Origin of the sequence: Microbacterium sp. EF45047 (assembly GCF_028472845.1) — a bacterium.
GTDB classification, from domain to species: domain Bacteria; phylum Actinomycetota; class Actinomycetes; order Actinomycetales; family Microbacteriaceae; genus Microbacterium; species Microbacterium neungamense.
Genome location: NZ_CP069429.1, coordinates 2016025 through 2032962 on the forward strand (window position 1 = coordinate 2016025; position 16938 = coordinate 2032962).

Consider the following 16938-nt stretch of genomic DNA (forward strand, 5'->3'; position numbering starts at 1 on the left):
CGGCCGGCGGCGCGTGCTCCGGTCCATCCGCGGCCGGGTGACGGTCGGCGCCCTGCTCATCGTGGCGATCGCCCTCGGCCTGGGCGCGGTGGCCGCGGTGCAGCTTTTGCGCACCTCCCTGACCGACGGCGTGGCGGTCGCGCTCGAGCAGGATCTGGATGCGATCGACGACGGCCCGGATCGCGGGCCGGGCCCGATCGACCAGGTCGACGACGACGTGCTCGTCCGCGTGCACGGCCCGCAGGGCGCTGAGAACGACCCCGGCAAGGACGACCCCGGCGGGGACGACCCCGGCGAGGGAGAGGGCGACGGCGGCTCCGGCGACGGCGCGGTGAACGACGAGGACGCCGCCGCGCTGCCGATCGTCCCCGAGGGGCGCACGGCCCGCGTGGTCGTCGACGACGAGCCGTACCTCGCCGCCTCGCACGAGACCGACCGCGGCACGGTGACCGTCGCCCGATCGCTGGAGGCGGTCGACGAGGCGGTCGCGGCGACCGCGGGCCTGCTCGCGGTCGCGGTGCCGCTCGTGCTGGCGCTGGTCGGCGTGGTGCTGTGGGTGGTGGCGACGCGTGCGCTCGCCCCCGTCGAGCGCCTGCGCAGCCAGGTGGATGCCATCGGCGCCACGGAGCTGGATCGCCGGGTGGATGCCGGCGGGGACGACGAGCTCGGCGCGCTCGCGGTGACGATGAACCGGATGCTGGAGCGCATCGAGCACGCGCAGAAGACGCAGCGGCGGTTCGTCAGCGACGCCTCGCACGAGCTGCGGTCCCCTCTGGCGACGATCCGGCAGCACGCCGAGGTCGCCGCCGCGCATCCGGAGGCGATGCCGGTGGCGGAGCTCAGCCGCGTGGTGCTGGACGAGGGCGCGCGGATGCAGGAGCTCGTGGAGGCGCTGCTGCTGCTGGCGCGGCTGGACGAGCACCGGGTGCCGCATCCGGCGCCGGTGGACCTCGACGATCTCGCGTTCGCGGAGGCGCAGCGGCTGCGCCGCATGGATGTGGACGTGGACGCCTCCGGAATCGGGCCGGCCCGGGCACTCGGCGCGCAGCAGCTGCTCGCCCGGGCGATCCGCAACCTCGCCGACAACGCCGTCCGGCACGCCCGCACCCGGGTGGTGCTGCGCTCCGGGACGCGGGACGGACGCGCGTTCGTGCAGGTGGAGGACGACGGCTCGGGCATCCCTCCGGCGGAGCGGGAGCGCGTCTTCGAGAGGTTCACCCGCCTGGACGAGGCCCGGGCGCGGGACGACGGCGGCAGCGGGCTCGGACTCGCGATCGTCCGCGAGGTCGCCCTCGCGCACGGCGGGCGGATCCTGCTCGACGAGGGCGAGGCCGGCGGCGCCCGCTTCACGCTGGAGCTGCCGGCGGCATCCTGAAGAGCCCTTCAGGTTCCTTCAGCAGCGGTTCACCGCCCGGTGGGCACAGTGGAGACATGGATACCAACGAGCCCCGCACCCCCGACCAGCCCGAGACCCCGGACCAGTCTCAGACCCCGGACCAGCCGCAGACCCCGGGTCGGCCCGAGACCGGCCCCGGCGCGACCGAAGCGCCCGCCCGCCCCGGCACGGCCGACCCGGCCGACGAGGCCCCCGCCGCCGCGGCCGCCGCCGCGGCCGCCACCGAGACGCAGCGCCTTTCCGAGCAGCCGGCGGGTGCGACCGCCGCCGGTTCCGCATCCACGCCCGGCGACGCGGCGGCACCGGCCGGCGACGCGGCGGCACCCGCAGCCGACGCCGACCGCAAGCGCCGTCGCCGCCGGACGCTCCTGATCGGCGCCGCAGCGGCGGCCGCGCTGCTCCTCGTGGGCGGTGGCGCCTACGCGATCGGCAACGCCGTCGGCGACGAGGATGACGACGACCGCCCCGGCATCCACCAGGAGGGCGGACCCGGCGCCCCCGGCGGCGACCGCCCCGACGGCCCGCGCGGCGACGACCGCGAGGATCAGGACGATCGGGACGACGAGGACGGCCGCCCCGCGACCGAGGACGACGCCGGTGCCGCCGCGGCGGGCCTGCCGGACGCGGATGCCGCCGCGCTGCGCGCCGCCGCCGAGGCCGCGATCGCCGCGGTCGACGGCGAGGGCGTCACCTCCATCGACGTCGAACGGGGCGGATACGAGGTCGAGGTGCGGCTCGCGGACGGCAGCGAGCCGGACGTCTTCGTCGACATCGAGGGCACCGCCACGCGACGCGACGATGACGACGTGGAGGGCAGCGCCGACCCCGTCCTCGATCTCGACCGCCTGGCTGAGGTCATCGAGGCCGCCCTCGCCGCCGCCGAGGCCGAGGGCACCGTCGACGCGGTCGCCGCGAGCGACGACCCCGGCATCGCCTATGAGGTCGGCATCCGGCTCGCCGACGGCGGCGACGCCGACGTGGATCTCGCCGAGGACCTCAGCCCGGTGAACGTCGACATCGACTGACCGGTGCAGCCGGGGCGCGGGCCGGCCGCCTGCTGCGGGGCCGACCTCCCGCGGCGAGAGCCGTCCCGGCCCCGGGTCCGGCTCCGTGTTCCGCCCCGGCGACGGCCGCGCCGCGTCAGGCAACGGGCGCGGGCCGTGTGACGCGTGGAGCCAGGTCAACCATCGAGCCGGCCCCGGGCCTGGCTGGGTGTCCGCCCCGGGCGGCGAGCCGCGTCAGGCGGTGAGCTCCGCGAGCTTGCGCACTGTGAGGACGTTGCGCGCGGTCCCGGCGACCCCGAGCGCGCGGTCGAGCACGGGCCTCGTGAGCCGTGTCGAGTGCACGCCGCCGGCGGCGTAGTCGATCCACAGGTCGCGTCCGTGCAGGGCGATCCGCTCCCCCGGCACCAGGCGCGGCGTGAGCGCTGCGACGGCGTCGCCCGGCGGCTCGTCCTCGAGGAACATCACGTGCACGAGCTTCTCCGCCGCGGCATCCGCGAACGGGTTGCGCGCCAGCGCCGCGACCAGCTCGTCGTGACGGCGCGGGATCACCGGGGTGTCGACGCCGAAGGCATCCGCGATCAGCGCGCGGACCTCGGCGCACGCCGCCGCCGTGTCGTCCGGGGTGCGGCACAGCACGTTCCCGCTCGCGATGTAGGTCGAGACGTCCTGCAGCGTCGTGCGCTCGGCGAGCAGAGCGCGCAGTTCGGCCATCGGCACCCGGTTGCGGGCGCCGAGGTTCACGGCGCGCAGCAGCAGGACGCTGCGCCCCGTCACCGGGCGGTGCTCTCGACCAGCTCGGCGCCCGCGTGCGCGAGCTCGGCGAGGGCCGCGGCGCTGGACTCCTCGCCGACGCCGGCGATGAGGTCGGTGAAGATCCGCACCCGCAGGCCGTGCGCGACGGCATCCAGGGCGGATGCCCGCACGCAGTGATCCGTGGCGATGCCGACGACGTCGGCGCTGACCACGCCGTGCTCGGTGAGGATCGCGCCGACCGTCTCGCCGTCCTCGGTGGTGCCCTCGAACATCGAGTACGCCGGCTTCCCCTGTCCCTTCCGGACGTGATGGGTGATCGCCTCGGTCTCCAGCAGCGGGTCGTAGTCGGCGCCCTCGGTGCCGGCCACGCAGTGCACCGGCCACGAGTCGACGTAGTCGGGGTCGTCGGAGAAGTGACCGCCGTTGTCGCCGTCCGCGTCGTGCCAGTCGCGCGAGGCGATGATCACCTCGTAGTCCCCGGCCCGCTCGGCGAGCAGCCGGGAGACCGCCGAGGCGACCGCGTCGCCGCCGGTCACGGCGAGCGCGCCGCCCTCGGTGAAGTCGTTCTGCACATCGACGATGAGGAGTGCTCTGGTCATACCTCGAGGGTACGCCGCGAGGAACGCGAAGGCCCCGGGATGCAGGCATCCCGGGGCCGATGGAGCCGCCTAAGGGAATCGAACCCTTGACCTATTCATTACGAGTGAATCGCTCTGCCGACTGAGCTAAGGCGGCGTGCGCGGCGCACCGCGGCACGATCATCGATCTTACCCTGTCCCGGGGCGCACCGCGAAATGCGCGACTGGTCACCCGCAGCGCAGTCCGTCCTGCGGGACTGTGCCCTCGATGAGGAACTCCTCGACCGCGCGATCGACGCATGTGTTGCCCTTGTTGTAGCCGGTGTGCCCCTCCCCGACGCGGGTGATCAGCACGCCCTGCTCCAGCTGCGCGGCCAGCGACTCGGACCACTCGTAGGGGGTGGCCGGGTCGTTCGTCGTGCCGACGACGAGGATCGGGCCGGATCCCGGCGCGGCGATCTCGCCGCGGGTGCCGGTCGGCGGATGCGGCCACACCTCGCACGGGTCGGGGCCCTCCCAGTACGGGGCGAAGGTCGGGGCGCCCTCGCGGATCCGCGCCATGGTGGCCTCCTCCGCCGCGGGGTCGTCCTCCACGGGGTAGTCCATGCAGTTGTAGGCGCGGAACGCCTCGGTCGAGTTGTCCAGGTACTGGCCGTGCTCGTCGCGCCCGTTGTAGTTGTCGGCGAGGAAGAACATCTCGGACGGCTCGCCCTCGAGCACGCCGGTGAGGGCGCTGCTGAGGTAGGGCCAGTACTCCTCGCTGTACAGCGCCTGGATCACCCCGGTCACCATGGTGTCGACGCCCAGCATCCGTCCGTCCCCGTTCGGCAGCGGCACGCGCGCGACGGCGGCGAGCAGGGCGCGGAAGTCGGTGAGCGCCTGGTCGACGGTGCCGTTGAACGGGCACTCCGCCGTGTCCAGGCAGCTCTCCAGGTAGGCGCGGAGCGCCTTCTCGAACCCGAGCGCCTGCGTCGCGCCGACCTCGAGGCCGGGGATGGACGGGTCGATCGCCCCGTCGAGCACCAGGCCGGTGGCCCGCTCCGGGTGCAGCTTGGCGTAGGTGGCGCCGAGGAACGTGCCGTAGGAGTAGCCGAGGTAGTTCAGCTCGGTGTCGCCGAGCACGGCGCGGAGCAGGTCGAGATCGCGTGCCGCGTTCTCGGTGGTGATGTGGGGAAGGATGCCGGCGCTGTTGGCCTCGCACGCCTCGGCGAACTCCGCGTTGCGCGCGGTCAGCTCGGCCTCCCACTCCGGGGTGCCGCGTTCGACCTCCGGGATGCCGTAGAGGTAGGCGTCCATGGCCTCGGCGTCCAGGCAGGTCACCGCCGTGGACCGGCCGACGCCGCGCGGATCGAAGCCGACGACGTCGAAGCTCTCGATCAGGTCGGGACCGACCGCGTAGCCGAGGCTCTCCGCGACGAAGTCGAATCCGCTCGCACCGGGACCGCCCGGGTTGATCAGCAGCGACCCCTGCGGCTCGCCGGCGGACTGGTGCCGCACCACCGCGAGCTCGATCTCACCGGCATCCGGGTCGTCCCAGTCCAGCGGGGCGGTGACCGTGGTGCAGTCGAACGACGGGCCGGCCGTCGGGCACGCCTTCCACTCCAGGGTCTGCCCGTAGAACGGCAGCAGCTCCGCGGGCACGCCGCTGGTGTCGGGCGCCTTGGTGCGGGACGGCCGGGACTCCGGGATCATCGCGTACAGGCATCCGGACAGCGCGACGGCCAGCGCGGCAGCGCCGGCGACGACGGCGAGGAGACGACGCGCACCTCTGCGGGCGGCATTGCGCGTCGCGGCACCGTGCGCGGCCGCACCGTGCGCGGCGGCACCGTGCGCGGCCGCACCGCGGGCCGCATCTGGGGCGGGCGGGGTTCGGGGGGTGAGGCTTCCGCGGATCACGGCGTCCTTCCGCTGGCGATCGTGATGAGCAGGCTCTCCAGGGCGAGCAGCGGGGCGACGTTGCGCTCCAGGGACTCACGGGTGTCGGCGATCGCGTCGAGGGCGACGATGGTCCGCTCGACCGGCCAGGCCGCGGCGAGCGCGGCCAGCTCCGCGCCGAGCTCGCGGTTGATCAGCGCCTCGCCGCGCCCGTACTGCAGCATCACGACGTCGCGGTAGAGCGACTGCAGGTCGGTGAGCACCCGGTCGATGCCGTCGCGCAGACTGCGGGTGGCCCGCTTCTTCTGCTCGTCCTCGAGGGCGGAGACCTGGGCGCGCAGCGCCGGCGGCACCGGCTGCCCCTCCGCGACGCCGACGGTGCGCAGCAGCGCCCGGCGCTCGGCCTCGTCGCGCTCGGCGGTCAGCGCCTTGGCGTCGTCCGTCGCGGTCTGGATGATGCGGCCGGCGACCTCGACGGCATCCGCCACCCCGCGCACGCCGAGCACCGCCCGCAGCGACTCGTCACGCCGGCGCCGGGCCGCCTCGTCGGTGGCGAGGCGCTGCGCCATGCCGATGTGGCGCTGCGCGTGCCGGGCCGCCTGCTCCGCGGTCGCCTCGTCCGCGCCGGTGCGCAGCGTGATCAGCCGTGCCACGTCGGCGACATCCGGCTCGCGCAGCCGCAGGGGCCGCACCCGCGAGCGGATGGTGGGCAGCAGATCGGCCTCGCTCGGCGCGCACAGCACCCACACCGTCTGCTCCGGGGGCTCCTCGAGCGCCTTGAGCAGCACGTTCGAGGTGCGCTCGACCATCCGGTCGGCGTCCTCCACCACGATCACCCGGTAGCGTCCGGCGGAGGGGGCGAAGTAGGAGCGCTCGACGAGCGCGCGCGCCTCGGCGATCGTGATGATGACCTTGTCGGTGCGCAGCGCCGTGACGTCCGGATGCGTGCCGGCGAGCACCTGCCGCATCGTCGCCTCGTCCTCGGGGCCGTCGGCGATCAGCGCGGCGGCGAACGCGTAGGCGAGGGTGGACCGGCCGGAGCCCGGCGGCCCCGTGATCAGCCAGGCGTGCGACAGGGATGCCGGGTCGGATGCCGCGGCGCGCAGCGTCTGGACGGCCTCGTCCTGCCCCCACACATCGGACCACGGGAACGGGGCGGTCGCGACGGTGGTCATGCGCTCCAGCCTAGCCGCGGGCACGGACGCCGGCCGGGTCAGGCGCCGAGCAGCGCCTGCACGCGGCCGCGAATCCGCTCGGCGATGACCTCGGGGGCGAGGGCGGCGTCCACGACGAGGAAGCGCTCGGGCTCGGCATCCGCGAGCCGCAGGTAGGCGTCGCGCACCCGGCCGTGGAACTCGTCCTTCTCCGCCTCGAGCCGGTCGAACGGCTTGTCGTCGGCGTCGAGCCGGCGACGGGCGTCGGCGGGGTCGAGGTCGAGCAGCACGGTGAGGTCGGGCAGCGCGCCCTCGGTCGCCCACAGCGACAGGTCGCGCACCTCGCCGGCATCCAGGATCCGCCCGGCACCCTGGTAGGCGACGGAGGAGTCGAGGTAGCGGTCCTGGATGACCACGTCCCCGCGCAGCAGGGCGGGCCGCACCACGGCGGCGATGTGGTGCGCCCGGTCGGCGGCGTACAGCAGCGCCTCGGCGCGCGGTGCGATGTCGCCGCGGTGGTGCAGCACGATCTCGCGGATGAGACGGCCGACCTCGGAACCGCCCGGCTCGCGGGTGTGCACGACCGTGCGACCCTGCGACTGCAGCCATTCGGCGAGCAGGGCGGCCTGGGTGGTCTTGCCCGAACCGTCGCCGCCCTCGAGGGTGATCCAGAGACCGGGGTGCGCGGAGGCGCCACGGCTCGCGGAGTCGCGGTCCGCGGTCACGAATCCGCCTTCGTCACGCCGGTTCACTCCGCCTGCTCGGCCCGGCGCTTCGCGTTCGCGGCGCGCGTCGCGGCGGCCTTCTTCGCCGCAGCCGAACGCGCCGCCGCCTTCGCGCTGTCGGTCGCGGCCGCCGTCTTGGCCGGCGCCTTGGCACCCGTCTTCGCCGCCGCCTTCGACGCCGGAGCCTTCTTCGCGGCCGTCGTCTTCGCGGCCGTCGTCTTCGCGGTGGTCTTCTTCGCCGCCGCACGACCGCGCTTGGGCGCCGGGCCCTTCGCGCGCTTGTCGGCGAGCATCTGCACCGCGATCTCGTACGTGATGTCGCTGGGCTGCTGCCCGCGCGGGATGGTCACGTTCGTCTCGCCGTCGGTGACGTACGGCCCGAAGCGGCCGTCGCGGATGCGGATCGGCTTGCCGCTGACCGGGTCGGCGTCGAACTCGGCGAGCGCGCTGGAGGCACGGCGGGCGCCGTACTTCGGCTGCGCGTAGATCTCCAGCGCCTGCTCGAGGGTGATGTCGAAGATCTGCTGCTCGTTCTCCAGCGACCGCGAGTCGGCGCCCTTCTTCAGGTACGGGCCGAACCGGCCGTTCTGGGCCGTGATCTCCTCGCCGGTGGCGGGGTCGGTGCCGACCACGCGCGGCAGGCTCAGCAGCCTCAGCGCGGTGTCGAGGTCGATGGTGTCCACCGACATCGACCGGAACAGCGAGGCCGTGCGGGGCTTGGGCGCGGCCTCCTTCTTCGCACCGCGGCCCTTCGCCTTCGGCGCCTCGACGACCTCGCCGGTGGCCTCGTCCACGGCGGCGGCGGTCTCGTCGACCGGGTCCTCCTCCTGCACGTACGGTCCGAAGCGGCCGTCCTTGACGACGATGATCTTGCCGTTCTCCGGGTTCTCGCCGAGCACGCGGTCCCCGGCGACGGGGGCGTCGATGAGCTCCTGCGCTTTCTCCGGGGTCAGCTCGTCGGGGGCGAGGTCCTCGGGCACGTTCACGATCCGCGGCTTCGCGTCCGGGTGGGCGGGGTCGACGACCTCGAGGTAGGGGCCGTACTTGCCGAACCGGAGGGTCGCGGTGTCGGTGATCCGCGTGGAGTTCAGCGCCCGGGCGTCGATCTCGCCGAGGTTGTCGACCACCTGGCGCAGGCCGACGTGGTCCTTCGAGCCGTAGTAGAAGGAGCGGAGCCACTCCACCCGGTTCTGCTCTCCGCGGGCGATGGCGTCCAGGTCGTCTTCGAGCGCGGCGGTGAAGTCGTAGTCGATGAGGTCGGCGAAGTGCTGCTCGAGCAGGCGCACGACGCTGAAGGCGAGCCAGGTCGGCACGAGCGCCTGTCCCCGCTTGATCGCGTAGCCGCGGTCGATGACCGTGCCGATGATGCTCGCGAAGGTGGACGGCCGGCCGATGCCGTGCTCCTCCAGGGCCTTCACCAGCGACGCCTCCGTGTACCGGGGCTTCGGAGTGGTGCGGTGGCCCTTGGCCTCGGCATCCGTCACGGCGAGCTCGTCGCCGACCGCGACCTGCGGCAGGGACTGGTCCGCCGCGGTGTCCTGGTCGCCGCGCTTCTCGTCGCGGCCCTCCTCGTACGCCTCCAGGAAGCCCTTGAAGGTGTACACGGTGCCGGATGCCGTGAACTCGGCGCGGCGGCCCGCGGCATCCGTCTCGAGCGTGACCGTCGTCGTCTCGTACTTCGCGTCGGCCATCTGGCTGGCGACCGTGCGCTTCCAGATCAGGTCGTAGAGCCGCAGCTCCTCGCGATCGAGTTCCCCGGAGACGGATGCCGGGGTCCGGAAGTTCTCCCCGGAGGGCCGGATGGCCTCGTGCGCCTCCTGGGCGTTCTTGCTCTTCGACTTGTACACGCGCGGCTTCAGCGGCACGGCGGCGTCGCCGTACAGCGCGACGGCCTGGTTGCGCGCGGCCTGGACGGCCTGCGTGCTGAGCGCCGTCGAGTCGGTGCGCATATAGGTGATGTACCCCTTCTCGTACAGGCGCTGGGCGACGCTCATCGCCTGCTTCGCGCTCATCGAGAGCTTGCGCCCCGCCTCCTGCTGCATGGTGGAGGTCGTGAAGGGTGCGTAGGGGCTGCGGGTGCCGGGCTTGGCCTCGACCTTGGTGACGGTGGCGGAGCCGGCGGCGTTCACGGCAGCGGCGAGGTCGGCCGCCTCCTTCTCGGTGAGGACGACCACGGCCTTCTTCAGCGCGCCGGTGTCGTCGAAGTCGGTGCCGCGGGCGAGCTGGCCGCCGTCGACGCGGACTAGACGCACGGTGAAGCCGGAGCGCGCCGCGGTGCGGGCGGATGCCGTGGCCTCGACGTCCCAGTACTCGGCCGAGACGAAGGCCATCCGCTCCCGCTCGCGGTCGACGATCATCCGGGTCGCGGCCGACTGCACACGGCCGGCGGACAGGCCGGTCTTGACCTTGTACCAGAGCACGGGCGAGACGTCCCACCCGTACAGGCGGTCGAGGATGCGGCGGGTCTCCTGCGCGTCGACGAGCGCGTGGTCCAGTTCGCGGGTGTTGCGCACCGCCTCCTGGATGGCGTCCTTGGTGATCTCGTGGAACACCATGCGCTTGACGGGGACCTTCGGCTTCAGGGTCTCCAGCAGGTGCCACGCGATGGCCTCGCCCTCGCGGTCCTCATCGGTGGCGAGCAGGAGCTCGTCGGCCTGCTTCAGGGCGCGCTTGAGCTCGGCGACGGTCTTCGCCTTGCGGTCGCTGACGACGTAGTACGGGTCGAAGTCGTTCTCGACGTCGATCGAGTACTTCCCGTAGGCCGGCTTGTCGGCGGCGGGGATGTCCTTCTTGTCGGCCAGATCGCGGATGTGACCCACCGAGCTGAGGACCTCGTACTCGTCGCCGAGGTAGCCCTGAATCGAGCGCATCTTCGTCGGCGACTCGACGATGACGAGCTTCTTGCCTGCAGCCAAGGGTGCGTCCTTTCTTCGAAGCACACCATACACACCGCTGTCGTGACGCCGGCCCAGGGTCGGGTGCGGCCGGGCGGCGGATGCAGCGGCGGAGGTCCGGAGCCGTCATGGTCCCTCGGGTGGCCCGGCGCGGGCACGGGAGACGGCGCTCATCCCAGCGTACGCCGCTTCGACCTGCACGGTCGCCATGAGTCCCTCCAGCGCACAGCCGGTGAGCGCCGCCCCGGAGGCCGCGGCGACGCGTGCGGCGACGGCGCACGGATCCTCCGCGGACGGCACCGCGCCGGAGGCGACGTCCGCCGCCGCGAGGGCCGCCGCGTCCGCGGCCCCGGCGGCGCGCTGCGCGGTGACCGCCGCGCCGCCGACGGCCGCGAACCCCAGCGACAGGGTCGCCGCGACCGTCAGGACGCCGGCGGCCATCGCGGTTCCCGCCATGGGCTTCTCCTCTCTCTTTCGGTGTTCCGGCTCTCGGTGCAGGTTCGGTGTTCCACTCTCGGTGCCGACCCCCGGTCTTCTGTCCCTCCAGGTCACAGCCCGCCGGCGAGCGCGCAGCTCTCGGCGCCGAGGGGGATCCGCACCAGGGCGCCGACCTGGAACGACGTCGACGCCGTGACGCAGACCAGATCCCCGCGCTGCTCCGAGCGAGCCGTGGCGCCGCCGACGGCGGTGGAGACGACCGCGAACGCGCGGCCGGCGTCCTCGCCGCGACCGAGCAGTCGCGCCGCGTCGGCGGCGGCATCCTGCAGCGACACCTGGCAGGCGGCGGCGCTCAGCGCGCCGACGCCCATCAGGAGTGCGAGCACCACGGCGGGCACCGCGAGCGCCAGCTCCGCGGCCACGGATCCGTCCTCGCGCCCCGGGCTCGCACGTCCCCGCGGCGCGGGCCCGGGTCCCGCTCGCCTGCGCGAGTACCCCGTCACGACACCGTGAGGGCTCGCCGCACCAGATCGGTGAGGATGCCGCGCACCTCATCCGATCGCATGATCACCACGAGGAGTCCCGCGAAGGCGACCGCGGCCATCGTGGTGATGGCGTACTCCGCAGTGGCCGCGCCCGTCTCGTCGGTGAACAGGTTCGCCGCCCGGCGCCTGGTCAGGGTCGGCAGTTCCATCCGGTTCATCTTCTTCTCTTCCTTTCCTCGGGAGGCACCGTGCCTCTCGTTCCGTGGTCCACAGCCCACAGGGCTCATCCCGGCAGCGGCGTCGAACTCAGCACGCTGAGCATCAGCGGTGCCACGCCGAGCAGGAGGAACGCCGGCAGCGTGCACGCGCCCAGCGGCAGCAGCAGCTTCGCTCCGAGACGCGCGGCGCGCAGACGTCCCTGGACCCGGGCATCCTGCCGTTGCTGCGCGGCGGATGCCCGGAGCAGCTCGACGGCGGGAACGCCGGCGGCGCGGGAGAGCTCGAGCACGGCATCCGTGGCATGACGCTCGTCGCGCAGCTGCGCCGCGCTCGTCTCCACCAGCCGCACCGCCCGGGCGATGGCCGCCCCGCCGGACAGGGCGACGGCGACGAGTTCGGCGTGCATGCCCGGCGTGCCCGGCTCCGGCTGCGCGCGGCGCACCAGCCGGCGGGTCCACCACCGCGCCAGGAGCACCAGGAGCAGGCCGGCGGCCACGCAGGCGATCCCGAACGGGTTCGTGGTGAGCACCGTGACGGTGTCGAAGCCGAGCGCGTACCCGAGCAGCAGGCCCGCCACCGGCAGCCAGAGCAGCAGCCGGGCGGTCCCGGCGGGTTCGGCGAGGGCGATCCTGACGTCATCGGCGGCGGCCGCGGCGTCCTGCAGCGACTCGGCGAGCGCGCGGAGGACCTCCGCGAGCGGGGCGCCCACCGTGGTGGCCACGTCCCACGCCGCCGCCACATCGACCCAGGTGCCGCCTTCGGCCTCGATCGCCGAGACGAGGTCGAGGCCGTCCGCGCAGCGCGCCACGACGCGTTCGGCGGAGGCGTTCCCGGAGTCGGCGAGATGCCGCCAGGCCGTCATCGGCCGCGCTCCGGCCTGCAGCAGCACCGCGAGCGTGCGCACCGCGACCGCTGCGTCCCCGGCGTCGTTCTCGTGTCCCTCGCGACGGCGCGGAAGGCGGATCCGGCGAAGCGGGCTCAGCACGGCGACATCTCCTCGATCCCCAGGCGGTCGCCGTGCAGCACGAACCTCCCGGCGCGCCGGATGCGGCGGGTGCCGTCCGGATCCCGGCCGAGATGCAGCACGACGCTGAACGCGCTGACCACCTGCCGTGCGAGCGCCGTCGCGTCCATGCCGGCGAGCGCCCCGAGGGCTTCCATACGGGCCGGCACATCCGCGAGGCCACTCGCGTGCAGGGTGCCGGCGCCGCCGTCGTGCCCGGTGTTCAGCGCGGTCAGCAGCTCGCGCACCTCCTCGCCGCGGCACTCGCCGACCACGAGGCGATCGGGCCGCATCCGCAGCGACTCGCGCACGAGCATGGCGAGCGTGATCCGTCCCGCGCCCTCGAGGTTGGCCTGACGCGCCTCGAGGGAGACGTGGTGCGGATGCCGCGGCCGCAGCTCCGCCACGTCCTCGATGGTGACGATGCGCTCGGTCGGCGGCACTTCGGACAGCAGGGCGGTCAGCAGGGTGGTCTTGCCGCTGCCGGTGCCGCCGGTGATGAGGACGTTCGCGCGCTCCGCGACGAGCCGCCCCAGCCACTCGCGCTCCCCCGGCGCGAACGTGCCGTATCCAGCGAGCGCGTCCAGATCGGCCGCGAGCACGCGGGGGATGCGGATGGACAGCGCGGTGCCCGAGGTGGAGACCGGGGCGAGCACCGCGTGCACCCGGATGCCGGAGTCCAGGCGCACGTCGACGCACGGCGACTGATCGTCGAGATGACGGCCGCCGGCCGCCACGAGCGCCACGGCCAGGTCGCGCACCTCCCGTTCGGATGCCCGCCAGCCCTCCTCACGCTCCGCGCCCCGTCCGCGGTCGACGAAGAGTCCGCCCGCGCCGTTGACGAAGAGGTCGGTGACCCGGTCATCGGCGCAGAACTCGGCGAGCGCGCCGAAGGCGGGATCAAGCGGCATCCGTCCCGCGGACGGACCGGACCCCGCGTGTGCGGTGCGGGGGCGGAGGACGAAGGGTTCGGCCATGCCCCGACGGTAGGCGGAGCGACGGACGTGCCCGGCCCTCGAACCCGGCCGCTGTGCACAACCCGGCAGAATTGGCCGCCGTGCAGAACGGGCGGGCAGGGGCATCCGGCGCGATCGCCCGCGGCCGCCCCCGCCGCCGCCGGGAGGAGAACGCACCGCACACGCGACTCCGCGATGCCAGAACCTCCCGACGGCACGGGCATCCGCCACCGCCAGGAGAAAACCGCACGGCACACGCCGCCCCGCGATGCGGAAAGCTCCCGGCGGCGCGGCATCCGCCACCGCCAGGAGAAGAACGCACCGCACACGCCGCCCCGCGATGCGGAAAGCTCCCGGCGGGCCGGGGTCGGCGACGTCCCGCGGTCCACGGCGCACCACCCGGAGACGTGAAAGGGCGGCACCTCACGGGGGGAATGAGATGCCGCCCACGCATGCCCGTGATCGGGGGGTATCGGGCACGCGGAAGCCGGAATACGATTCGGCTGAGGTCAGTGTACGCAACGAGCGGACCCGCACAAAACCCGCCGCGGGTACCGACTTCCGGCAGTATCCCGCGTCGGTGGCCCGCATTAGATTCGCCGTGTCACGGTCGTGCCCCGCCACGACCTCGGTACCCACGCAAAGGAGCGAGCGACATGAGCAGCCAGATCGACCATCTCCTCGACGAGTCCCGGCAGTTCCCGCCCTCGCCCGAATTCGTCTCCCAGTCGATCGACGATCCTGCGCTCTACGAGCGGGCCGCGGCCGACCGCGAGGGCTTCTGGGGCGAGCAGGCGCGTGAGCTGCTGCACTGGAGCACGCCGTTCACGCAGGTGCTGGACTGGTCGAATCCGCCCTTCGCGAAGTGGTTCGCGGACGGCGAGCTGAACGTCGCCTACAACTGCCTCGACCGGCACGTCGAAGCGGGCAACGGCGACCGGGTCGCGATCCTGTGGGAGGGCGAACCCGGCGACGAGCGGCGCATCACGTACGCCGAGCTCACCGACGAGGTCAAGCGCCTCGCCCGCGTGCTCGAGGATCTCGGCATCGGCCAGGGCGACCGCGTGGCCATCTACCTGCCGATGATCCCCGAGGCGATCGTGTCCATGCTCGCGGTCGCCCGCCTCGGCGCGATCCACTCCGTGGTCTTCGGCGGGTTCAGCGCCGACAGCCTGCGTTCGCGCATCGACGACGCCGGCGCCCGGCTCGTCATCACCGCCGACGGCGGATATCGCAAGGGCCGGGTGTCGCCGCTCAAGCCCGCCGTCGACCAGGCGCTCAGCGACCGCGGCGACGGCGAGCAGGCCACCGTCGAGCACGTGCTGGTCGTGAAGCGGACCGAGAACGAGGTGGAGTGGCAGCACGGCCGCGACATCTGGTGGCACGACGTCGTCCCGGCGGCCGAGGCCGACCACGAGGCGCAGCCGTTCCCCGCGGAGAATCCGCTCTTCATCCTCTACACCTCCGGCACCACCGGGAAGCCGAAGGGCATCCTGCACACCTCCGGCGGCTACCTCACCCAGGCGTCGTTCACCCACAAGTACGTCTTCGACCTGCACCCCGAGACCGACGTCTTCTGGTGCACGGCCGACATCGGCTGGGTGACCGGCCACTCCTACGTCACCTACGGACCGCTCGCCAACGGCGCCACCCAGGTGCTCTACGAGGGGACGCCGGACACCCCGCATCCGGGCCGCTGGTGGGAGATCATCCAGAAGTACGGCGTGACCATCTTCTACACCGCGCCCACCGCCATCCGCTCCTTCATGAAGATCGGCCGCAGCGTCCCGAAGAAGTTCGACCTGTCGAGCCTGCGCGTGCTCGGTTCGGTGGGCGAGCCGATCAACCCCGAGGCGTGGATGTGGTACCGCGAGGTGATCGGCGGCGAGCGCACGCCGATCGTCGACACCTGGTGGCAGACCGAGACCGGGGCGATCATGGTGTCGCCGCTGCCCGGCATCACCGCGACGAAGCCCGGGTCCGCGCAGGTGCCGCTCCCGGGCATCTCCATCGACGTGGTCGACGACGCCGGCGAGCGGGTGGGCAACGGCAACGGCGGTCTGCTCGTGATCACCGAGCCCTGGCCGAGCATGCTGCGCGGCATCTGGGGAGACCCGGAGCGGTTCAAGGAGACGTACTGGGACAAGTTCGCCGACCGCGGCTACTACTTCGCCGGGGACGGCGCGCGGCTCGACGAGGACGGCGACCTGTGGCTGCTCGGCCGTGTGGACGACGTCATGAACGTGTCCGGCCACCGTCTCTCCACGGCGGAGATCGAGTCGGCGCTGGTGGCGCACGAGGCGACGGCCGAGGCGGCGGTCGTCGGGGCCTCCGACGAGACCACCGGCCAGGCGGTCGTGGCCTTCGTGATCATCAAGGAGAGCTACCTCGCCGAGCACTCCCCCGAGGGGCTCGCCGCACAGCTGCGGCAGTGGGTCGGCGAGCAGATCGGCCCGATCGCCCGCCCGCGGGACGTGTACATCGTGGGCGAGCTGCCCAAGACGCGGTCGGGCAAGATCATGCGCCGTCTGCTGCGGGACGTCGCCGAGGGCCGCGAGGTCGGGGACACCACCACTCTCGCCGACACCGCGGTGATGAGCATCATCTCGGCGCAGGTGAAGTAGCCGCCCGCGCCGAGACCCCGTCGAAACACCGAGACCCCCTGCTGTGGACGTCCGCAGCAGGGGGTCTCGGCGACAGGACGGGGTGTCGGCCGCGCACCGGGGCGTCCGCCGCGGCGTCCGCCGGCGACCTCAGGCGAGCAGGAAGCTGACCTCGACCTCGACCGGGCTGTCCAGTGGCAGCACCGGAACGCCCACGGCGGCGCGCGCGTGCTTCCCGGCATCCCCGAAGATCTCGCCGAGCACCTCGCTGGCGCCGTTGATGACGCCGGGCTGGCCGGTGAAGGAGGGGTCGGATGCCACGAAGCCGCCGACCCGCAGCACGCCGGCGAGCCGGTCCACGCCGCCCGCGGCATCCGCGGCCGCGGCGAGCGCGTTCAGCGCGCAGGTGCGGGCGTACTCCTTGGCATCCGCCGGGTCGACGCCCCCGCCCACCTTGCCGGTGGCGGGCAGCGCGCCGTCCACGAACGGCAGCTGACCCGACGTGTGCACCAGACCGCCGTGGACGACGGCGGGGACGTAGGCCGCCACCGGCGCGGCGACGGCGGGCAGCTCGATGCCGAGCTCCTGGAGGCGTGCGGCGATGCTCACGCGGCACCGCCCTCGAACTGGCGCGACGCCTCGGCGGCGGCCGCGAGGCCGGCGTTCGCCGTGGCGTCCTGCGTCACCGGACGCTTGAAGTAGGCGACCAGACCGCCCTCGGGTCCCTGCACCACCTGCACCAGCTCCCAGCCCTGCTTGCCCCAGTTGTTGAGGATCGCGGCGGTGTTGTGGATCAGCAGCGGCGTGGTCAGATACTCCCACGTGGTCATGGCACTCCTGCGCGTCGGCGACGGC

At 73.4% G+C, this 16938-nt stretch carries 16 protein-coding genes and 1 tRNA gene; 3 read left to right on the forward strand and 14 right to left on the reverse strand.

Annotation, left to right across the window (positions count from 1 at the left end):
- The first annotated feature begins 13 nt into the window (after window positions 1-13).
- Window positions 14-1375 (forward strand): sensor histidine kinase, encoded by a 1362-nt coding sequence (locus tag JRG78_RS09835; protein ID WP_259606504.1) that lies wholly within the window; start codon window positions 14-16, stop codon window positions 1373-1375.
- 56 nt (window positions 1376-1431) lie between these two features.
- The gene (locus JRG78_RS09840; RefSeq protein WP_259606505.1) at window positions 1432-2421 is read left to right on the forward strand and encodes a hypothetical protein; all 990 of its coding nucleotides are present in this window, start codon (window positions 1432-1434) and stop codon (window positions 2419-2421) included.
- Window positions 2422-2634: 213 nt separating this feature from the next.
- On the opposite strand, the gene JRG78_RS09845 is transcribed toward JRG78_RS09840, so the two are convergent.
- From JRG78_RS09845 to JRG78_RS09900, 12 genes are all read right to left on the reverse strand, one after another.
- On the reverse strand, window positions 2635-3174 hold the full coding sequence (locus tag JRG78_RS09845) for a DUF1697 domain-containing protein (protein WP_259606506.1): 540 nt from the start codon (window positions 3172-3174) through the stop codon (window positions 2635-2637).
- Window positions 3171-3752, reverse strand: coding sequence for an isochorismatase family protein (locus tag JRG78_RS09850; RefSeq protein WP_259606507.1), 582 nt, complete (start codon window positions 3750-3752; stop codon window positions 3171-3173). The genes JRG78_RS09845 and JRG78_RS09850 overlap by 4 nt, the downstream gene beginning before the upstream one ends.
- A gap of 60 nt (window positions 3753-3812) precedes the next feature.
- A tRNA-Thr gene (locus JRG78_RS09855) sits at window positions 3813-3888 on the reverse strand.
- Between the two features lie 71 nt (window positions 3889-3959).
- Window positions 3960-5456, reverse strand: a complete 1497-nt coding sequence (locus JRG78_RS09860) for an alpha/beta hydrolase (RefSeq protein WP_259608194.1) — start codon at window positions 5454-5456, stop codon at window positions 3960-3962.
- Between the two features lie 167 nt (window positions 5457-5623).
- A complete protein-coding gene (locus JRG78_RS09865) occupies window positions 5624-6781 on the reverse strand; it encodes a DNA polymerase III subunit delta' (RefSeq protein ID WP_259606508.1) in 1158 nt (385 codons plus the stop codon).
- 38 nt (window positions 6782-6819) lie between these two features.
- Window positions 6820-7485, reverse strand: coding sequence for a dTMP kinase (tmk, locus tag JRG78_RS09870; RefSeq protein WP_259606509.1), 666 nt, complete (start codon window positions 7483-7485; stop codon window positions 6820-6822).
- A gap of 23 nt (window positions 7486-7508) precedes the next feature.
- A complete protein-coding gene (topA, locus tag JRG78_RS09875; RefSeq protein ID WP_259606510.1) occupies window positions 7509-10400 on the reverse strand; it encodes a type I DNA topoisomerase in 2892 nt (963 codons plus the stop codon).
- Between the two features lie 105 nt (window positions 10401-10505).
- The gene (locus JRG78_RS09880; protein WP_259606511.1) at window positions 10506-10835 is read right to left on the reverse strand and encodes an Rv3654c family TadE-like protein; all 330 of its coding nucleotides are present in this window, start codon (window positions 10833-10835) and stop codon (window positions 10506-10508) included.
- 92 nt (window positions 10836-10927) lie between these two features.
- Entirely contained in the window at window positions 10928-11239 is a 312-nt protein-coding gene (locus tag JRG78_RS09885; protein ID WP_259606512.1) for a TadE family type IV pilus minor pilin, read from the reverse strand.
- Window positions 11240-11316: 77 nt separating this feature from the next.
- Window positions 11317-11520, reverse strand: coding sequence for a DUF4244 domain-containing protein (locus JRG78_RS09890; protein WP_259606513.1), 204 nt, complete (start codon window positions 11518-11520; stop codon window positions 11317-11319).
- A 65-nt stretch (window positions 11521-11585) separates the two neighbouring features.
- The gene (locus JRG78_RS09895; RefSeq protein WP_259606514.1) at window positions 11586-12506 is read right to left on the reverse strand and encodes a type II secretion system F family protein; all 921 of its coding nucleotides are present in this window, start codon (window positions 12504-12506) and stop codon (window positions 11586-11588) included.
- Window positions 12500-13501 carry a TadA family conjugal transfer-associated ATPase gene (locus JRG78_RS09900; protein WP_259606515.1) on the reverse strand — a complete coding sequence of 334 codons (1002 nt, stop codon included), beginning with the start codon at window positions 13499-13501 and terminating at the stop codon, window positions 12500-12502. Before JRG78_RS09900 ends, JRG78_RS09895 begins: the two co-directional genes overlap by 7 nt.
- Before the next feature lie 635 nt (window positions 13502-14136).
- Here JRG78_RS09900 and acs point away from each other — a divergent pair.
- Window positions 14137-16104: an acetate--CoA ligase gene (gene acs / locus JRG78_RS09905; RefSeq protein WP_259606516.1), complete on the forward strand. Its 1968-nt coding sequence runs from the start codon at window positions 14137-14139 to the stop codon at window positions 16102-16104.
- A 129-nt stretch (window positions 16105-16233) separates the two neighbouring features.
- On the opposite strand, the gene JRG78_RS09910 is transcribed toward acs, so the two are convergent.
- Window positions 16234-16692, reverse strand: coding sequence for a RidA family protein (locus JRG78_RS09910; protein ID WP_259606517.1), 459 nt, complete (start codon window positions 16690-16692; stop codon window positions 16234-16236).
- Window positions 16689-16913, reverse strand: coding sequence for a DUF4177 domain-containing protein (locus JRG78_RS09915; protein ID WP_259606518.1), 225 nt, complete (start codon window positions 16911-16913; stop codon window positions 16689-16691). The genes JRG78_RS09910 and JRG78_RS09915 overlap by 4 nt, the downstream gene beginning before the upstream one ends.
- Window positions 16914-16938: the final 25 nt, after the last annotated feature.